Genomic DNA, 15,217 nt, shown 5'->3' on the forward strand with positions numbered 1-15,217 from the left:
ACAGAACACTCCCGGGGCCGTAACGAACGGGGCGTGCCGTTTGTTTCTCACTCCGCGTACACGATAGCTCACGGCTCCGAGGCGTCCACCAGGGCCCCTTGGAGCTTCCGCCGTCACCCGCGGCGCTCCGGAAACACACGCCTCCAGCGGAAGCAGACGGGACGCGCTGTATCGATGCCCGCGGTACGTTCCCGCTCATGTGCCGCCGCTCGCGGGCCGGTTGAACGCTTCGCGCCCGCCGCCCGTACTGGACCGCGCAGCAGTCCGTTTCCCCGCCGGCCCAGGAGACGTCTCCCGATGACCCGGACGACCGCGCCCCTCAGGCGCACCGCAGCCGCCGCTGCGGTGTCGGCCCTGCTCACGTTGTGGGCGGCCGGGCCCGCACAAGCGCACGGCGCCCCGACCGACCCGGTCAGCCGGGTGTTCGCCTGCTCGCCGGACGGGGGCGGCCGGGCCGGTTCGTCCGCCTGCCGGGCGGCCGTCGCCGCGAACGGCGCCCCCTTCACCGCGTGGGACAACCTGCGGGTGGCGAACGTGGGCGGCCGGGACCGCCAGGTCGTCCCCGACGGAAAGCTGTGCAGCGGAGGACTTCCCGCGTACAAGGGCCTCGACCTCGCCCGCGACGACTGGCCGTCGACCCGTCTGGCGCCGGGCGCGGGGCTCACGATGTCGTACGCCTCGACGATCCCGCACGAGGGTACGTTCAAGCTCTATCTGACCAGGCGGGGCTACGACCCGGCGAAGCCGCTGACCTGGTCGGATCTGTCCGCCCAGCCCTTCGCCGAGGTCAAGGACCCGCCGCTGACGGGCGGCGCGTACCGCATCGGGGCGACGCTGCCCGCCGACCGGACGGGCCGTCATGTGCTGTTCACCATCTGGCAGAACAGCAGCACCCCGGACACCTACTACTCGTGCTCGGACGTGGTGTTCGCGAAGGCGACGAACAGGACCGGCGGTACGAGCGGTTCGGGCGGCACAAGCGGAACGGCCGCACCGGCCGGACCGAGTGACTCCGGCCGCCCGGGCGGCAGCCCGGCCGCCACTACGCCGAAGCCGGGCACTCGGGCCCCCGGTCCGAGCCCCTCGCACGGACCGCACACGACCGCTCCGGCGCGGCAGACGCCGGACTCCGCCGCCGCCCAGGCGCGTTCGGGCGCTCCCGACAGCAGCCCGGTGGCGTCCGAGACCGACGCCGGCCAGGGTCCCTCCGCGCCACTGCTGGCGGGCGGGGCCGCCGCGGTGCTGGTGCTCACCGGGGGCGCGGCCCTCGCCCTGCGGCTGCGCGGCCGCTGAACACGCTTGTGCCGGCCGGCGGCCGGCAGCTGCCTCACCCTCGGCCGGCTCCCGGACCGGGAGCCGCGGCGGCGTACCCGGCCGCGACGGCTTCCGGACCTCGCCGCTCGTACCGCCGGACCGCCGCCGCGAGGGCGAGTCCGTACGGTGCCAGGACGGCGGCGAGCAGAACGTAGGAGGACAGCGGAAGCCCCGTCATGCCCAGCAGCGGGCCCAGCGGACTGGCCGGGAGCAGCAGCCCGACGAGCGCGAGGGCGGCCGCGGCCCGGCCGACGGGTCCGGGCAGCCGCCGCCGGCCGCCCTCGTTCCGGCCGGTGCGCAGGAGCACCATCACCAGGGCCTGGGTCAGCAGGTTCTCGGTGAACCAGGCCGAGTGGAAGACGGCCTCGTCGTTCAGCGCGTCGGGCCCCCACAGAACGAGGGCGAGGACGGCGAAGGTGGCGAAGTCCGCGACCGCGTTGAGCGCGCCGAACCCGGTGATGAACCGCAGGAAGGCGCGCGGCCGCAGCGCGGTCGGGCGGCGCAGCGCCGCCTTTCCCGGACGGTCGTGGGCGAAGGACGACTGGGCCGCGTCGAAGCAGAGGTTCTGGACGAGCACCTGCACCGGGAGCATCGGCAGGAAGGGCAGCAGCAGGCCCGCGACGAGCATCGCTATGACGTTGCCGAGGTTGGAGGAGAGCGTGACGCGCAGATAGGAGGCGATGTTGCCGCTGGCCCGCCGGCCGGCCGCCACGGCGTGGCCGATCGAGGTGAGGTCCTTGTCGGCGAGCACCACCTCGGCGCTCTCCCGGGCGATGTCGCAGGCCGCCCGAGGCGCGACGCCGACGTCGGCGGCCCGCAGCGCGGGCACGTCGTTGGCGCCGTCGCCGAGGAAGCCGACGGTGTGTCCCGCGGCCCGCAGCGCGGCCACGACCCGGGCCTTGTCGTCCGGCGTGCAGCGGGCGAAGACGGTGGAGCGGGCGGCGGCCGCCGCGAGGGCGCCGTCCCCGCCGGGCCCGGAACCCACGGTGTGCACCTCCCCCACCTCGACCCCCAGGTCGCGGCAGACGCGCGCCGCCGTGCCGGGGTGGTCGCCGGTGAGGATCTTCACCGTGACGCCGGCCTCGGCGAGCCCGCGCAGGGCCTCCGCCGCGGTCGGTGCGAGCGCGTCGCGGAAGGCGATCAGGCCCCGGAAGGTGAGGCCGCGCTCGTCGGCGGGGGTGTAGTCGCCGGTACGGGCGGGGCGTTCGGCCGTGGCGAGGGCCAGCAGCCGCAGCCCGGCGTCCGCCTCGCGCGCGGCGAGCTCCCGCAGCCGCTCGCGCTCGGCGGGCTCCAGCGCGCAGCGCTCCAGTACGTCCTCCACGGCGCCCCGGACGACGAGGACGTGCCTGCCGAACCGGCCCCGCACCACGGCGGTGGCCAGGCGCCGTACCGGGTCGAAGGGGACGACCGCGACCCCGTCATGCTCCTCGCCGACCGCTCCGGCGGCCTCCAGGAGTGCCTCGTCGAGCGCGTCCGGCGCGGGCAGTTCGGCGAGCTGGAGGGTCCACCAGGCGCCGACCGCGGCCCAGCGCAGCACCTCCGGGTCGTCGCGGCCGTCCGCGTCGAGGGCCCGTTCGACGACGGGCCGGTCCTGGGTGAGGGTGCCGGTCTTGTCGACGCAGAGCACGTCGACGGCGCCCAGGTCGTGCAGTGCGGGCAGCCGCTTGACGATGACGCCGTGCGTCCCCGCGAGCTGCCGGGTGCCGCGGGCCAGGCAGAGGGTGACGATCACCGGCAGCATCTCGGGCGTGAGCCCGACGGCCACCGCCACGGCGAAGGGCAGCGTCTCCAGGCCGCGCCCGCGCAGTGCCACGTTCGCCATCAGCACCAGCGGCGGCGTCAGCAGCATGAACCGGATGAGCACCCAGGAGATGCCCTGCACGGAACGGTCGAAGGCGCTGGGTTCCGTCCGCTCCCCGCGCCCGCGGCCCGTGGTGCCGTGGGCCGCGGCGAACCGCGTCCGCGCTCCCGTGTCCACCACCACGGCGGTGGCCGTGCCGGTGGCGACGCTGCTGCCCTGGAAGCACAGGTGCGCCTGTCCGAACGGGCCGCGTTCCCCCAGCCCCGGCTCTTCCACGGCCGCCTTGGCGACCGGGGCGGACTCGCCGGTCAGCGCCGCCTGATGCACGGTCAGCCCTCGGGCGCGCAGGAGTCGTACGTCGGCCGGTACGCGGTCGCCGGGGCCGAGGCGGAGCACGTCGCCCGGCACCAGTTCGGTGACCGGGACCTCCCGGGCGCGCGGCTGTTCCCCGCCGTCCGTGCGCCGCAGCACGGTGGCGGTGCCGGCGACCAGTTCGCGCAGGGCGGCCATGGACCGGTCGGCCCGGTGCTCGCCGGTCGCGCGCAGCACGCAGCTGACCACGACCAGGCTGAGGATCACCGCGGCGGTGCCCCAGGAGGCGACGAGCGTGGAGACCAGGCCCAGGCAGAGCAGTACGGCCGTGAACGGGTCCCGCAGGGAGCGCACCCACAGCAGGGGCCAGGACGGGGTGCGCACCTCGGGGACCGTGTTCTCGCCGACCGCCGCCAGCCGGGCCTCCGCCTCGGCGTCGGTCAGCCCGCGCGGGCCGCTGTCGAGCTGCCGCAGTACCTGGAGGGGTGTTCCGTCGGGCGCGGCCGGGCGGGCCGCCGCGAGCTCAGAGGCCACGGAGGCGGCGCGCCGGGGCGTCGGCGGCGGCGCCCCGGTCGGTGAGCCGGGCGACCGTGAGCCGTACGACGTCGACCACGTCGGGGTCGTCGACGAAGTAGACCTGCCGCCGGCCCTCGCGGCGGGAGCGGACGAGCCCGGCGAGCTTCAGCTTGGTCAGGTGCTGACTGACGGCGGGCAGCGCGCCGCCGACCCGCTCGGCGAGCCCGGTGACGTCGCTCTCGCCCTGGGCCAGTGCCCACACGATGTGCAGCCGGGCGGGCGAGGCGAGCAGCCCGAAGGCCGCGGCCGCCTCCGCGAGTACGTCGGCGGGCGGATCCTCGAAGCCACTGCCGGCTGCCGCCACGGTCGTCTTCCTCCTGTTCGCGCACGCGTGCGCGAATGCACGCCTGGTACGAGTCGCACCAGTCTAGGCGGCCCGGTACGAACGGGACCCGCCGGAACTCGTCCGCCGGAACTTATCCGTCGCTCCGTTAGTTTCTACGTTGCTGTAGATGCAGCACGGACGTGTTAGGCCACCCCGACACCACACTTGGAGAGCACATGGCCCTGTGGGACCGCATCAAGGACTCCGCGACGCAGATGCAGACCCAGCTCGTGGCGAAGAAGAACGACCTGAAGAGCGGTGCCTTCCGGGACGCGAGCATGGCGATGTGCGCCCTCGTGGCCGCCGCCGACGGCACCGTCGACCCTTCGGAGCGCCAGCGTGTCGCGCAACTGATCGCCACCAACGAGGTGCTGCAGAACTTCCCCGCGGACGATCTGCGCCGCCGCTTCGAGGAGAACCTGAACAGGCTGACCGCGGACTTCGACTTCGGCAAGGTCAGCGTGTTGCAGGAGATCGCCAAGGCGAAGAAGAAGCCCGCCGAGGCCCGTGCCGTCGTCCAGATCGGCATCGTCATCGGCGGCGCGGACGGCGACTTCGACAAGACCGAGCAGGCCATGGTGCGCGAGGCCTGCTTCGCCCTGGGACTGCCGCCGCACGAGTTCGACCTCTGAGCCGGCGGGTCCTTGAACGCCCCGGGTGCCGGACGGTCGTCCGTCCGGCACCCGGTGAGCGAGCGGTGTCACGGCCCCGCGGGCCGTGTGCCCACCGCGGTGGATCAGCCGAGGCCCGCGGACTTCAGCCAGGCCTTGGCCACGTCGAGCGGGTCCTTGTTCTGCGACTGCACCTGGGTGTCCAGGTCCAGCAGGGTGGCCGTGTCCAGCTTGGCGGAGACCGCGTTGAGCGCGTCGACGCCCTTCTGGTCCAGGCCGGACTTGTACACCAGCGGCTGGACGTTCTCGAAGCCGAAGAGGTTCTTCGGGTCCTGGAGGACGACGAACTTCTCCTTGGCGATGGTCGGATCCGTGGTGAACACGTCGGCGACCTGCACGGTGTTCTTCTTCAGCGCCGCCTGGGTCAGCGGGCCGCCCGCGTCCAGCGCCTTGAAGGACTTGAACTCCAGCCCGTACTCGGACTTCAGGCCCTTCAGGCCCTGGTGCCGGGCCTGGAACTCCGGCGAGCCGCCGATGACCAGGTCCTTGGCGGCGTCCTTGAGGTCCGCGATGGAGGACTTCTCGGTGAGACCGTACTTCTTCGCCGTCGCGGCGTTGACGGTGACGGAGTCCTTGTCCTCCGCGGGCGCCGGCTCCAGCAGCGTCAGCCCGGAGTCCAGCTTGGCGCTGATGGCGGCCGTCGTCGCCTCGACCGTCTTCGGGGCGGCCTTGGAGTCGAGATAGGCCAACAGCGCCCCGTTGTACTCGGGCAGCACGGTGATCGAGCCGTTCTTGAGCAGACCGTAGGTGGTCTCGCGGCTGCCGATGTTGGGCTTGTACTCGACCTTGATGCCCTTGGCCTTGAGGGCCTCGCCGTAGATGTCGGCGATCAGGATGCTCTCGGCGAAGTTGTTGGAGCCGACGACGACCGTTCCGCCGGCCGCCCTGCCCTCCGCGAGCGGGTCCTTGCCGGAGGAGCCGCCGGACGAACACCCCGCGAGAAGCGCCGCGGTGGCGGCGAGCGCGACGGCGGCCGCCCCGAAGTGGCTCTTGCTGGACTTGGTGCTCTTCGTGTTGGAAGTCACAATTCCTGTTCCCGGCTGAGAGGTTGTTCGGGCGCATGGCAGCGGCGGCAGCACGCGGGGCGCGAGTACCGCCGTTTGATCCAATCCAGCGGCTTCTTCGTCAGTCAAGAGGCGCCGGGTCACCGATCGGCTTCGATGCGTGGCAGGTGGTGAGGACGGAGGGCGCCCGGGGAGGCCGGGGATCCGCCCCTGCCTCCCCGGGGTGCCGCTCCGCCGCCCGCGGTCAGCCTCCATGGCGCACCCCGGGCGACACCGTCACCCGCGCGACCGCCCAGAACACGGCGAGCGTCGCCAGCGCCATCACGGCGACCAGCGTGGCCCCGCCCACGACCTTCTCGTAGTCGTGCTGGTAGAGGCCGTCGACGATGTACCGGCCGAGGCCGCCGAGGCTGACGTACGCGGCGATGGTGGCCGTGGAGACGATCTGGATGGCCGCCGAGCGCAGTCCGCTGAGGATCAGCGGGAGGGCGACGGGCAGTTCGACCTGGAACAGGACGCGCGACTCGGCCATGCCCATGCCCCGGGCGGCGTCCACCGGCGAGGGATCGACGGAGCGCATCGCCTCGTAGGTCGTGATCAGGATCGGCGGGACGGCGAGGACGACCAGCGGGATCATCACGGGGATCTTGCCGAAGCCGAGCAGGATCACCATCAGCACCAGCAGGCCGAAGCTGGGCAGTGCCCGCCCGGCGGTGGCGATCAGGGCGAGGGCGTTGCCGCCGCGCCCGTAGTGCCCCGTGAGCAGGCCGACCGGCAGGCCGATGACGGCAGCCAGACCCAGGGCCATCAGCGAGTACTGGATGTGCTCGACGAGGCGGGTCGGGATGCCGTCGTAGCCCGTCCAGTGGGAGGCGTCGCTGAAGAAGGCGTTGACGAAGTGCAGTACGTTCACCGGGCTGCGTCCTCCAGTGCGGGCGTGGCCGGTTCGGGCCGGGCCTCGGCGTCCGTGATGGTGCTGCGGCGGGTGCCGCTCGGCATCCAGGGGGTCAGCAGCAGGCGGACAAGGACGAGCAGGGCGTCGACGACGACCGCCAGGGCCGCCGTGGTGAGGACGGAGTTCCAGGCGAGTTCGGGCCGGTTGTAGATCTGCGCGTCGTGGAGCAGATTGCCGAGGGCGCCCTGGTTGCCGATCAGCATCCCGACGCTGACGAGCGAGATGCTGGAGACGGCGGCCACCCGCAGCCCCGCGATGATGGCGGGCACCGCGATCGGCAACTGCACCTGGAGATAACGGCGTACGGGCCCCAGGCCCATGGCGGTGGCCGCGGCCAGTGTTTCCTGCGGCACCGAGCGGACGCCGTCGACGATCGCCGGGACGAGCACGACGAGGCTGTAGACGGCGAGCGGGATCATCACGGTGAGCTCGGTCTGGCCGGTGTAGTCGATGAGGACGACGAAGAACGCCAGCGACGGGATCGCGTACAGCACGGTCGTCAGGCCCAGCACGGGCGGGTACAGCCAGCGGAACCGCACGCACAGCTGGGCGAGGGGCAGGGCGGCGACGAGACCGGCCAGCACCGGCAGCAGGGCCTCGCGCAGGTGCAGTCCGATCAGGCCGAACCAGCTGTGCTGGAGGTCGCTCGGAATATCGAAGAAACGGTTCATCCGGCGACCCCGGCCTCGGCGCCGGCTTCCGCCCCGGCGTCGGCGCCGGCCTCTGCCGCGACCCCCGCGCCGTCCTCCGTCCCGGTACGCCCCTCGGCGTGGGCGCTGCGGATCGCCTCGCCGATGGTCTGCTGCGAGACGACGCCGACCGCGCGGCCGGTGCCGTCCACGGCGACCGCCCAGCCGGTCGGCGAGAGCACGGCGCCGTCGAGGGCGGCGCGCAGCGAATCGCTGCCGTACTCGAAGGGCCGCCCGTGGGAGAGGAGCCGTGCGGCGTCGAGGGGGCCGTCGGCCAGCGCGCCCGGCTCGCTCCAGCCGAGGGGTCTGCCGTCCGGGTCGGTGACGAGGAGGTAGGGCACGTCGGGGGTGGCGCGGGCGGCGATCTGCTCGGCGGTGGAGTCGGCGGTGACGATCGGGGTCTTCGTCAACTCCAGTCCCCCGGAGGCGAAGAAGGACAGCCGGCGGATGCCGCGGTCGATACCGAGGAAGTCCTCGACGAAGTCGTCCGCGGGCGCGGAGAGCAGTTCGGCGGGCGGGGCGTACTGGGCGAGCCGGCCGCCGGTGCGCAGGACCGCGACCATCGTGCCGATCTTGACGGCCTCGTCGATGTCGTGCGTGACGAAGACGATGGTCTTGCCCAACTCTTCCTGGATGCGGAGCAGTTCGTCCTGGAGGCCCTTGCGCACCACCGGGTCCACGGCGGAGAACGGCTCGTCCATCAACAGCACCGGCGGGTCGGCGGCGAGCGCCCGCGCCACGCCGACGCGCTGCTGCTGGCCGCCGGAGAGCTGGTACGGGTAGCGCTTGGCGAGCGAGGTGTCGAGGCCGACCCGCTCCATCAACTCGGCCGCCCGCGCCCGGGCCTTCTGCTTGCCCCAGCCGAGCAGGCGGGGCACGGTCGCGATGTTGTCGACGATGGTGCGGTGCTGGAAGAGCCCCGCGTTCTGGATGACGTACCCCATCGACCGGCGCAGGGTGTTGACGGGCTGTTCCTGGATGTCGACGCCGTCGAGGAGGATGGTGCCCCCGGTCGGCTCCACCATCCGGTTGATCATGCGCAGAGTGGTGGTCTTGCCACATCCCGACGGTCCGACGAGGACGGTGATCGAGCGGTCCGGTATGTCGAGCGAGAGCCGGTCGACAGCCAGCGTGCCGTCCGGATACCGCTTGGTGACTGAATCTATCCGTATCAAAACGCCGAATACCCTTCGGGTCTGGCAGGAGCTGTCCGCTCTCCGCCAAGGTCGCGCGGGCCGTTGCGGGAAGAGTCCGAGCACCTCGTGACGTGCGACGTCCGCACGCGACACCCCCGTCCCCCGTAACCGCTCTGTGCGCAAGCTGTGAGTCCCCGGTGCGTGGGACCGCCCGACCGGACGGCTCCCAGGCCCCGAGGCGCCTTTCGACACCCACGCCTACCCAGCATCGCGTCCGCGACACCGGCCGATTCGATCCGCCCCGCGCGCACCGCGCCACCGCCGTCGGCCGCCCCGGCACCGGCAAGGGGCGGGGGCGGGCCCGTGAAGGCCCGTCCCCTGGACGGGTGCGGCCGGGGCCGGGTCAGGTCCGACCGGGGCCGCCACCGCCGAAGGATCCGCTGCTGCCCGGGTGCCAGCGCCGCCGGTGCTGGTCCTGGCTGCGGCGGGTTCCGGTGGCGTGCAGCTCATAGGGCATGAGCCGCTCCCCGTCGTCCACATGGAGCTCGTCGAGCTCCCGCATCTCCCTGATCTCGTGGACGGCGCCGGTGACCGGCAGGTGCGGCTGCTCCGCCTCGGTCGGCCGGTCCGGCTCGCGGCGCATCACACCGATACCCATGCCGACGGCCCACACCAAGGCGATCACGATGACGAGTCCACCGATGAAGGCGCCGAAGGTGGCCCACACATTGGGCGCCACGGCCAGTACGGCGTAGGAGGCTATGTCCATGTCTTCCACCCGCCTCACCAAGGAAAGCGAAGAGTGCCGGTGGCGCCGATGACGCCACCTGTGTCCCACATTGTCCCACCGTGCGAGTGCCCCGCAAAGTGCCCGCGACTCCCGGGGCGGCCGTCGCCCCGGTAGCCGCCGGTGACTCCGCCGTGGCCGCAGGTGCTGGAAAATGAACACATGGCCGGACTTCTCGACCGATGCCGGATCCTGATGTCCAGCGTCCACACCGGCCGTCGTCCGCTCCGGCACCGCACGGACTCGGAGCCGGAGCGGGAACGGCGGGCTCGGACCGGCGACGCGCACGGACCTGCGCACCGGCCCGCGAAGCCGCGGCGCCCGGCGCCGGGCGTGCGCAGCTTCGCCGCGCAGGCGTTCGCCGTCCAGATGGTGATGCTGCTGGTGCTCATCATCGCCGCGGGCGCCGTCCTCGTGCTCGAGGCCCGGAACAACAGCCTGGCGGACGCCCGGCACCGCACCCGCTCCGTGGCCGAGTCCTTCGCCGGTGCCCCCGGGACGGCGCAGGCCCTCGACAGCCGCAATCCGACGGCGATCCTCCAGCCGCGTGCCGAGGAGACCCGGAAGCGGACGGGGGTGGCCTTCGTCGTCGTGTACCGGCCGGACGGGATCCGGCTCACGCACCCCGACCCGGCCCTGATCGGCAAGCACGTCATCGGCCCGTACAAGCAGGCGGCGGAGGGCAGGCCCTTCACGGAGGTCATCAACGCGAGCCGCGGCCCCGCGGTCGACTCGATCGTCCCCGTCTTCCGGCCGGACGGCTCGGTCGCGGGCGTCGTGGACGTCGGGATCACGCTCGGGACGGTGAACGCGACGGTCCAGCGCCAGCTCCCGGTCCTGCTCGGCGGCGTCGGGGGCGCGCTCGTCCTGGCCACGTGCGGATCGGCGTGGGCGAGCAGGCGGCTGCGGCGGCAGACCCACGGTCTGGGCCACGTCGAGCTGACGCGGATGTACGAGCACCACGACGCCGTCCTGCACTCCGTGAGGGAGGGCGTTCTCGTCATCTCGGGCGAGGGCCGGCTGCTCCTGGCCAACGACGAGGCACGGCGGCTGCTGGACCTGCCGGCGGACGCGGAGGGACGCCGGATCGCCGATCTCGGCCTCGAACCGCGGGTGGTCGGGCTGCTGTCCTCCGGGCGGGTGGCCAGCGACGAGGTGCTCCTCGCGGGAGACCGGCTGCTGATCGTCAACACCCGCCTCACGGACCTCGCCGGAGGCCCGGCCGGCAGTGTGACGACGCTGCGGGACACCACGGAGGTGCGCGCCCTCTCGGGCCGGGTCGAGGAGGCTCAGGAGCGTCTGCGGCTGCTGTACGACGCCGGTGTGCGGGTCGGCACCACGCTGGACGTCGTACGGACCGCCGAGGAACTGGCGGAGGTCGCCGTTCCCCGGTTCGCCGACCTGGTCACCGTCGAGCTGCTGGAGCCCGTCCTGCGCGGCGACGAGCCGACGGACACGGCGGACATGCGCCGCACGGTCATCCTCGGCGACAGCCTGGACCCGCCCGTCTTCCCCGTCGGCGGGCGGATCACCTGGATGCCCGGCACGCCGATGGCGGCGGCGCTGGAGACCGGTCACGCGGTGCTGGAGGCGGATCTGGGCGCCGCCCGCCACTGGCGGGTCCAGAGCCCGGAGACGACCGCGAGGATCCTCGACCACGGGATCCGCTCGCTCATCGCCGTGCCGATGCGGGCGCGGGGCGTCCTGCTGGGACTGGCCGACTTCTGGCGGACCGACCGGCGCGGCCCCTTCGAGGACGACGACCTCTCCCTCGCCGAGGAGCTGGTCGCGCGGGCGGCCGTGTCCGTCGACAACGCACGCCGCTACACCCACGCGCACGGCGTCGCCGTGAGCCTGCAACGCAGCCTGCTGCCCCGCGGGCGGCCCGAGCAGGACGCCATGGAGGTGGCCCACCGCTATCTGCCCGCGCAGGCCGGCGTGGGCGGGGACTGGTTCGACGTGATCCCGCTGCCGGGCGCGCGCGTGGCCCTCGTCGTCGGCGACGTCGTCGGACACGGTCTGCACGCCGCCGCCACCATGGGCCGCCTGCGCACCGCCGTGCTCAACTTCTCGTCCCTCGACCTGCCGCCCGACGAGATCCTGGTCCACCTCGACGAGTTGGTCACCCGGATCGACCAGGACCGGGCGGCCGAGGCCGAGACCGACACGGTCACCGGGGCCACCTGCGTGTACGCGATCTACGACCCCGCCACCGGACGCTGCACCGTGGCGACCGCGGGTCACCCCGGGCCCGCGCTGATACGCCCCGACGGCGCGGTGCTCTTCCCCGAGGTGCCCGCCTCCCCGCCCCTCGGTCTGGCGGCGGGCCTGCCCGTCGGGACCGCCGAGCTGGACCTGGCGGAGGGTTCGCTCCTGGTCCTCTACACCGACGGGCTGGTCGAGGACCGGGACAGGGACATCGGCACCGGTCTCGCCCTGCTGCGCGACACCCTGGCCGGCCGGCCCGACCGGAGCCCGGAGGAGACGTGCCGGGCGGTGATCGACGCCGTGCTGCCACCGCGCCCCAGCGACGACGTGGCGCTGCTGGTGGCCCGCACCCGGCTGCTGGACCCGGCGGACGTCGTGGAGTGGGACGTGCCCCGCGACACCGCGTCCGTCGCCCCGGTGCGCGCGGCGTGCGCCCGGCAGCTGGACGCGTGGGGGCTGGAGGAGGTGGGCTTCGAAACCGAGCTGATGCTCAGCGAACTGGTCACCAACGCGATCCGCTACGGCAGCGAGCCGATCCGTGTGCGGATGCTGCGCGACCGCGACCTCATCTGCGAGGTCTCCGACGGCAGCAGCACCTCACCACACCCGCGCCGGGCCGCCCTGACGGACGAGGGCGGACGCGGACTGTTCCTCGTCGCCCAGCTGGCCCGGCGGTGGGGGACCAGGTACACACCCCACGGCAAGGTCATCTGGACCGAACAGCCGCTGCACGGCGGGGCGGCGCGACCCGGCGGGGACCTGGGCGACCTGCTGCTCGACCAGTGGGACGACGAGGCGTTGTGACGGGCGCGCCGCCCGTGCTTCCGGACGCCGTCCGCGGGTTCCGGCGGACGCCGGGACCCACGGCCGCCGCCTCAGCCCTCGTCCGGGACCAGCCGCAGGGAGATCGAGTTGATGCAGTACCGCTGGTCGGTCGGGGTCGCGTACCCCTCGCCCTCGAAGACGTGCCCGAGGTGCGATCCGCAGCGCGCGCACCGCACCTCGGTGCGCACCATCCCGTGGGAGCGGTCCTCCAGCAGCTCCACGGCGTTCGTGTCCTTCGGGTCGTAGAAGGACGGCCAGCCGCAGTGGGACTCGAACTTGGTGCCGGAGGTGAACAGTTCCGCGCCGCAGGCCCGGCAGGAGTAGACACCCTTGGTCTTGGTGTCCGTGTACTCACCGGTGAAGGCGGGCTCCGTGCCGGCCTTGCGCAGCACGGCGAACTCGGCCGGGCTCAGCTCGGCCTGCCACTGCTCGTCCGGCTTCTCGACGTCGTACGGCATGGGTCTCGCGCCCCTCACTTCGACAGACGGTCCAGGATGCGCGGTCCGAGGTCGGTGACATCGCCCGCGCCCATGGTGAGAACGAGATCGCCGGCCTTCGCCATTCCCGCGACCGCGTCGGGCACCTCGGCCTTGTCGTGGACGGCCGTCACGTCGGCGTCCGCCGTCCGCGCGGCGGCGATGATCAGCTCGCTGGTGACGCCGGGGATCGGGTCCTCGCGGGCCGGGTAGATGTCGAGGACGACGGAGGCGTCCGCGAGGGCCAGCGCCTGGCCCATCTCCTTGCCCAGCTCCTGGGTGCGGGAGAACAGGTGCGGCTGGAAGACGACCAGGATCCGGCCGTCGCCCGCGGCCGCGCGCATCGCCTCCAGGTCGGCGGTCATCTCGGTCGGGTGGTGGGCGTAGGAATCGACGACCTGTACGCCGGCGGCCTCGCCCTTGAGCTGCAGGCGCCGCTTGACACCGGTGTACGCGGCCAGCGCGGAGGCGAGGTCGGCGGCCGGGACGCCCAGGGCGGCGCCCGCGGCCAGCGCGGCGACGGCGTTGTGCGCGTAGTGGCGGCCGGGCACGGAGACGGCGAAGGTGAGCTCGGTGCCGTCCAGCAGGACCGTGACCTCGCTCCTGAGGCCCTGCGGCACGACCGACAGGATCCGTACGTCGGCGTCCTCGGCCTCGCCGTACGTCACCGTCCGCACCGCACCGGACACGCGCCGGGTCAGTTCTCGCGCGCCCGGGTGGTCGGCGGCGATCACCAGGGTGCCGCCGGGGACGATCCGGTCCACGAAGGTCTCGAAGGACTCGTAGATCTCGTCCATCGAGGCGTAGTTGGCGTGGTGGTCGAGCTCGACGTTGAGGACGATGGCGACCTCGGGCGCGTACTTGTGGAAGCTGCGGTCCGACTCGTCCGCCTCGGCGACGAAGATCTCGCCGTCGCCGTGCAGCGCGTTGGAGCCGGGGACGTCCAGGTCGCCGCCGATGGCGTACGACGGCCGCAGGCCCAGCTCGCCGAGGGACACGGCCAGCATCGACGTGGTCGTCGTCTTGCCGTGGGTGCCGGCGACCGCGATCGGGCGCAGGCCCTCCATCAGGGCGGCCAGCGCGTCGGAGCGGTGGACGACCGGGATGCCCAGCTCGGCCGCGCGGGCCAGCTCCGGGTTGTCCTCGCGGATCGCCGAGGAGACGACGACGCAGCTGGCGTCGTCGGCGAGGTGCCCGGCCGCGTGCCCGATGTGCACGGTGGCGCCCAGCGCGCGCAGTGCCTGCGCGGTCTCCGACTCCTTGGCGTCGCTGCCCGCCACCTTGGCCCCGCGCTGGGCGAGGATCTTCGCGATGCCCGACATCCCGGCGCCGCCGATGCCGATGAAGTGCGGTCGGTCCATGGCGGTAGGAAGGCCGGGTGCCATGCGCTTTTCTCCCCAGGTGGTGCGGCTGCGGTACGACGGTGCGGGCGCCCCCGTGCGGGGGCGCCGCCCAAGCCTATGCCTTGCTGTGGGAGAAGAGTTTCAGGACCGGTACGCCCACCTTGTGGCGGGCCCGGGAGGCCCAGTCGCGGTGGAAGAACTCCTCCACGTAGTGCGGGTCGGTCAGGACGATCACCTCGTCGGCGCCGACCTCGGCGACCAGGGACTTCAGGGCGTCCAGCGGATGGTCCTCGACGAGCCGGCCCTCGGCCCGGCTGCCCGCGGCGCGCAGCGCGAGGAGGGACACGTCCAGGGCCTGCTCCCCGGCGCCCTTCGCGGCCGCGCCCTCCGGGGTCTCGCCCTCGCGCGCCGCCTCGTCCAGTTCGCCGAGCGCGATGTCGTCGATGGCCCGCAGCAACCGGTCCGCCTGATCGCCGCGCGGCTGGAGCAGCACGTGGAAGAACACCGGCTCCTCGCCGTGCAAGGTGGTGACGAACTCCACGTCGGCGGACGTCAGGGCCTTCTCGATCATCAATACGCTTGTGAACACCAGGCGCCCTTTCTCCTCCGAGGGTCCCTGGACCCTCCGTCTCCCTCCACGGGCCGTAGCAGCCCCTGCGGAAACCATCCTGCCCCGTGATCGCACGGGTATCGCAGGATTTGGCGCACCCGGCGCACACGGATCGGAACGATTGGTTCCGCATGCCCGGAGCGCGAACCCGGGTAACCCCGGGTAAGCGGACGGCGGGTCTCCGG

At 73.0% G+C, this 15,217-nt stretch carries 13 protein-coding genes; 3 read left to right on the forward strand and 10 right to left on the reverse strand.

Annotated elements, in window-relative coordinates:
* The first annotated feature begins 297 nt into the window (after positions 1–297).
* On the forward strand, positions 298–1,293 hold the full coding sequence (locus ACWEK3_RS27805; RefSeq protein ID WP_453250865.1) for a lytic polysaccharide monooxygenase: 996 nt from the start codon (positions 298–300) through the stop codon (positions 1,291–1,293).
* A 34-nt stretch (positions 1,294–1,327) separates the two neighbouring features.
* Here ACWEK3_RS27805 and mgtA read toward each other — a convergent pair whose 3' ends face one another.
* Both mgtA and ACWEK3_RS27815 read right to left on the reverse strand, forming a co-directional pair.
* Positions 1,328–3,961, reverse strand: a complete 2,634-nt coding sequence (gene mgtA, locus ACWEK3_RS27810) for a magnesium-translocating P-type ATPase (protein ID WP_453250866.1) — start codon at positions 3,959–3,961, stop codon at positions 1,328–1,330.
* Entirely contained in the window at positions 3,951–4,307 is a 357-nt protein-coding gene (locus ACWEK3_RS27815; RefSeq protein WP_225075702.1) for an ArsR/SmtB family transcription factor, read from the reverse strand. Before ACWEK3_RS27815 ends, mgtA begins: the two co-directional genes overlap by 11 nt.
* Before the next feature lie 197 nt (positions 4,308–4,504).
* On the opposite strand from ACWEK3_RS27815, the gene ACWEK3_RS27820 reads away from it, so the two are divergent.
* A complete protein-coding gene (locus ACWEK3_RS27820) occupies positions 4,505–4,960 on the forward strand; it encodes a tellurite resistance TerB family protein (RefSeq protein ID WP_141357183.1) in 456 nt (151 codons plus the stop codon).
* A gap of 104 nt (positions 4,961–5,064) precedes the next feature.
* Here the strand turns inward: ACWEK3_RS27820 and ACWEK3_RS27825 are convergent, their stop codons facing one another.
* The 5 genes from ACWEK3_RS27825 to ACWEK3_RS27845 form a co-directional block, all read right to left on the reverse strand.
* Positions 5,065–6,024, reverse strand: coding sequence for an ABC transporter substrate-binding protein (locus ACWEK3_RS27825; RefSeq protein ID WP_361412428.1), 960 nt, complete (start codon positions 6,022–6,024; stop codon positions 5,065–5,067).
* A gap of 223 nt (positions 6,025–6,247) precedes the next feature.
* Complete coding sequence (locus ACWEK3_RS27830; RefSeq protein WP_450540565.1) at positions 6,248–6,916, reverse strand: ABC transporter permease; 669 nt, start codon at positions 6,914–6,916, stop codon at positions 6,248–6,250.
* The gene (locus ACWEK3_RS27835) at positions 6,913–7,629 is read right to left on the reverse strand and encodes an ABC transporter permease (protein ID WP_376543234.1); all 717 of its coding nucleotides are present in this window, start codon (positions 7,627–7,629) and stop codon (positions 6,913–6,915) included. The genes ACWEK3_RS27830 and ACWEK3_RS27835 overlap by 4 nt, the downstream gene beginning before the upstream one ends.
* Positions 7,626–8,822, reverse strand: coding sequence for an ABC transporter ATP-binding protein (locus ACWEK3_RS27840; RefSeq protein ID WP_450540567.1), 1,197 nt, complete (start codon positions 8,820–8,822; stop codon positions 7,626–7,628). The genes ACWEK3_RS27835 and ACWEK3_RS27840 overlap by 4 nt, the downstream gene beginning before the upstream one ends.
* Before the next feature lie 364 nt (positions 8,823–9,186).
* Positions 9,187–9,552: a DUF6479 family protein gene (locus ACWEK3_RS27845; protein WP_361412436.1), complete on the reverse strand. Its 366-nt coding sequence runs from the start codon at positions 9,550–9,552 to the stop codon at positions 9,187–9,189.
* A 180-nt stretch (positions 9,553–9,732) separates the two neighbouring features.
* Between ACWEK3_RS27845 and ACWEK3_RS27850 the strand changes: the two genes are divergently transcribed.
* Positions 9,733–12,582, forward strand: a complete 2,850-nt coding sequence (locus tag ACWEK3_RS27850; protein WP_453250867.1) for a SpoIIE family protein phosphatase — start codon at positions 9,733–9,735, stop codon at positions 12,580–12,582.
* Between the two features lie 71 nt (positions 12,583–12,653).
* Here the strand turns inward: ACWEK3_RS27850 and msrB are convergent, their stop codons facing one another.
* The 3 genes from msrB to ACWEK3_RS27865 all read right to left on the reverse strand — a co-directional run bounded on the left by msrB (position 12,654) and on the right by ACWEK3_RS27865 (position 15,011).
* Positions 12,654–13,061: a peptide-methionine (R)-S-oxide reductase MsrB gene (gene msrB / locus ACWEK3_RS27855; protein ID WP_450540571.1), complete on the reverse strand. Its 408-nt coding sequence runs from the start codon at positions 13,059–13,061 to the stop codon at positions 12,654–12,656.
* A gap of 14 nt (positions 13,062–13,075) precedes the next feature.
* A complete protein-coding gene (gene murC / locus ACWEK3_RS27860) occupies positions 13,076–14,464 on the reverse strand; it encodes a UDP-N-acetylmuramate--L-alanine ligase (protein ID WP_450540573.1) in 1,389 nt (462 codons plus the stop codon).
* 73 nt (positions 14,465–14,537) lie between these two features.
* Entirely contained in the window at positions 14,538–15,011 is a 474-nt protein-coding gene (locus tag ACWEK3_RS27865; RefSeq protein WP_361412442.1) for an indole-3-glycerol phosphate synthase, read from the reverse strand.
* Between the last annotated feature and the right edge of the window lie 206 nt (positions 15,012–15,217).

Source organism: Streptomyces sp. NPDC004721, from assembly GCF_053601495.1.

Excerpts from the sequence above, each read along its gene's own strand:
- ACWEK3_RS27845 (WP_361412436.1), bottom strand. The coding sequence starts at position 9,552 with ATGGACATAGCCTCCTACGCCGTACTGGCCGTGGCGCCCAATGTGTGG.
- msrB (WP_450540571.1), bottom strand. The coding sequence starts at position 13,061 with ATGCCGTACGACGTCGAGAAGCCGGACGAGCAGTGGCAGGCCGAGCTG.
- ACWEK3_RS27820 (WP_141357183.1), top strand. The coding sequence starts at position 4,505 with ATGGCCCTGTGGGACCGCATCAAGGACTCCGCGACGCAGATGCAGACC.
- ACWEK3_RS27850 (WP_453250867.1), top strand. The coding sequence starts at position 9,733 with ATGGCCGGACTTCTCGACCGATGCCGGATCCTGATGTCCAGCGTCCAC.
- murC (WP_450540573.1), bottom strand. The coding sequence starts at position 14,464 with ATGGCACCCGGCCTTCCTACCGCCATGGACCGACCGCACTTCATCGGC.
- ACWEK3_RS27805 (WP_453250865.1), top strand. The coding sequence starts at position 298 with ATGACCCGGACGACCGCGCCCCTCAGGCGCACCGCAGCCGCCGCTGCG.
- ACWEK3_RS27835 (WP_376543234.1), bottom strand. The coding sequence starts at position 7,629 with ATGAACCGTTTCTTCGATATTCCGAGCGACCTCCAGCACAGCTGGTTC.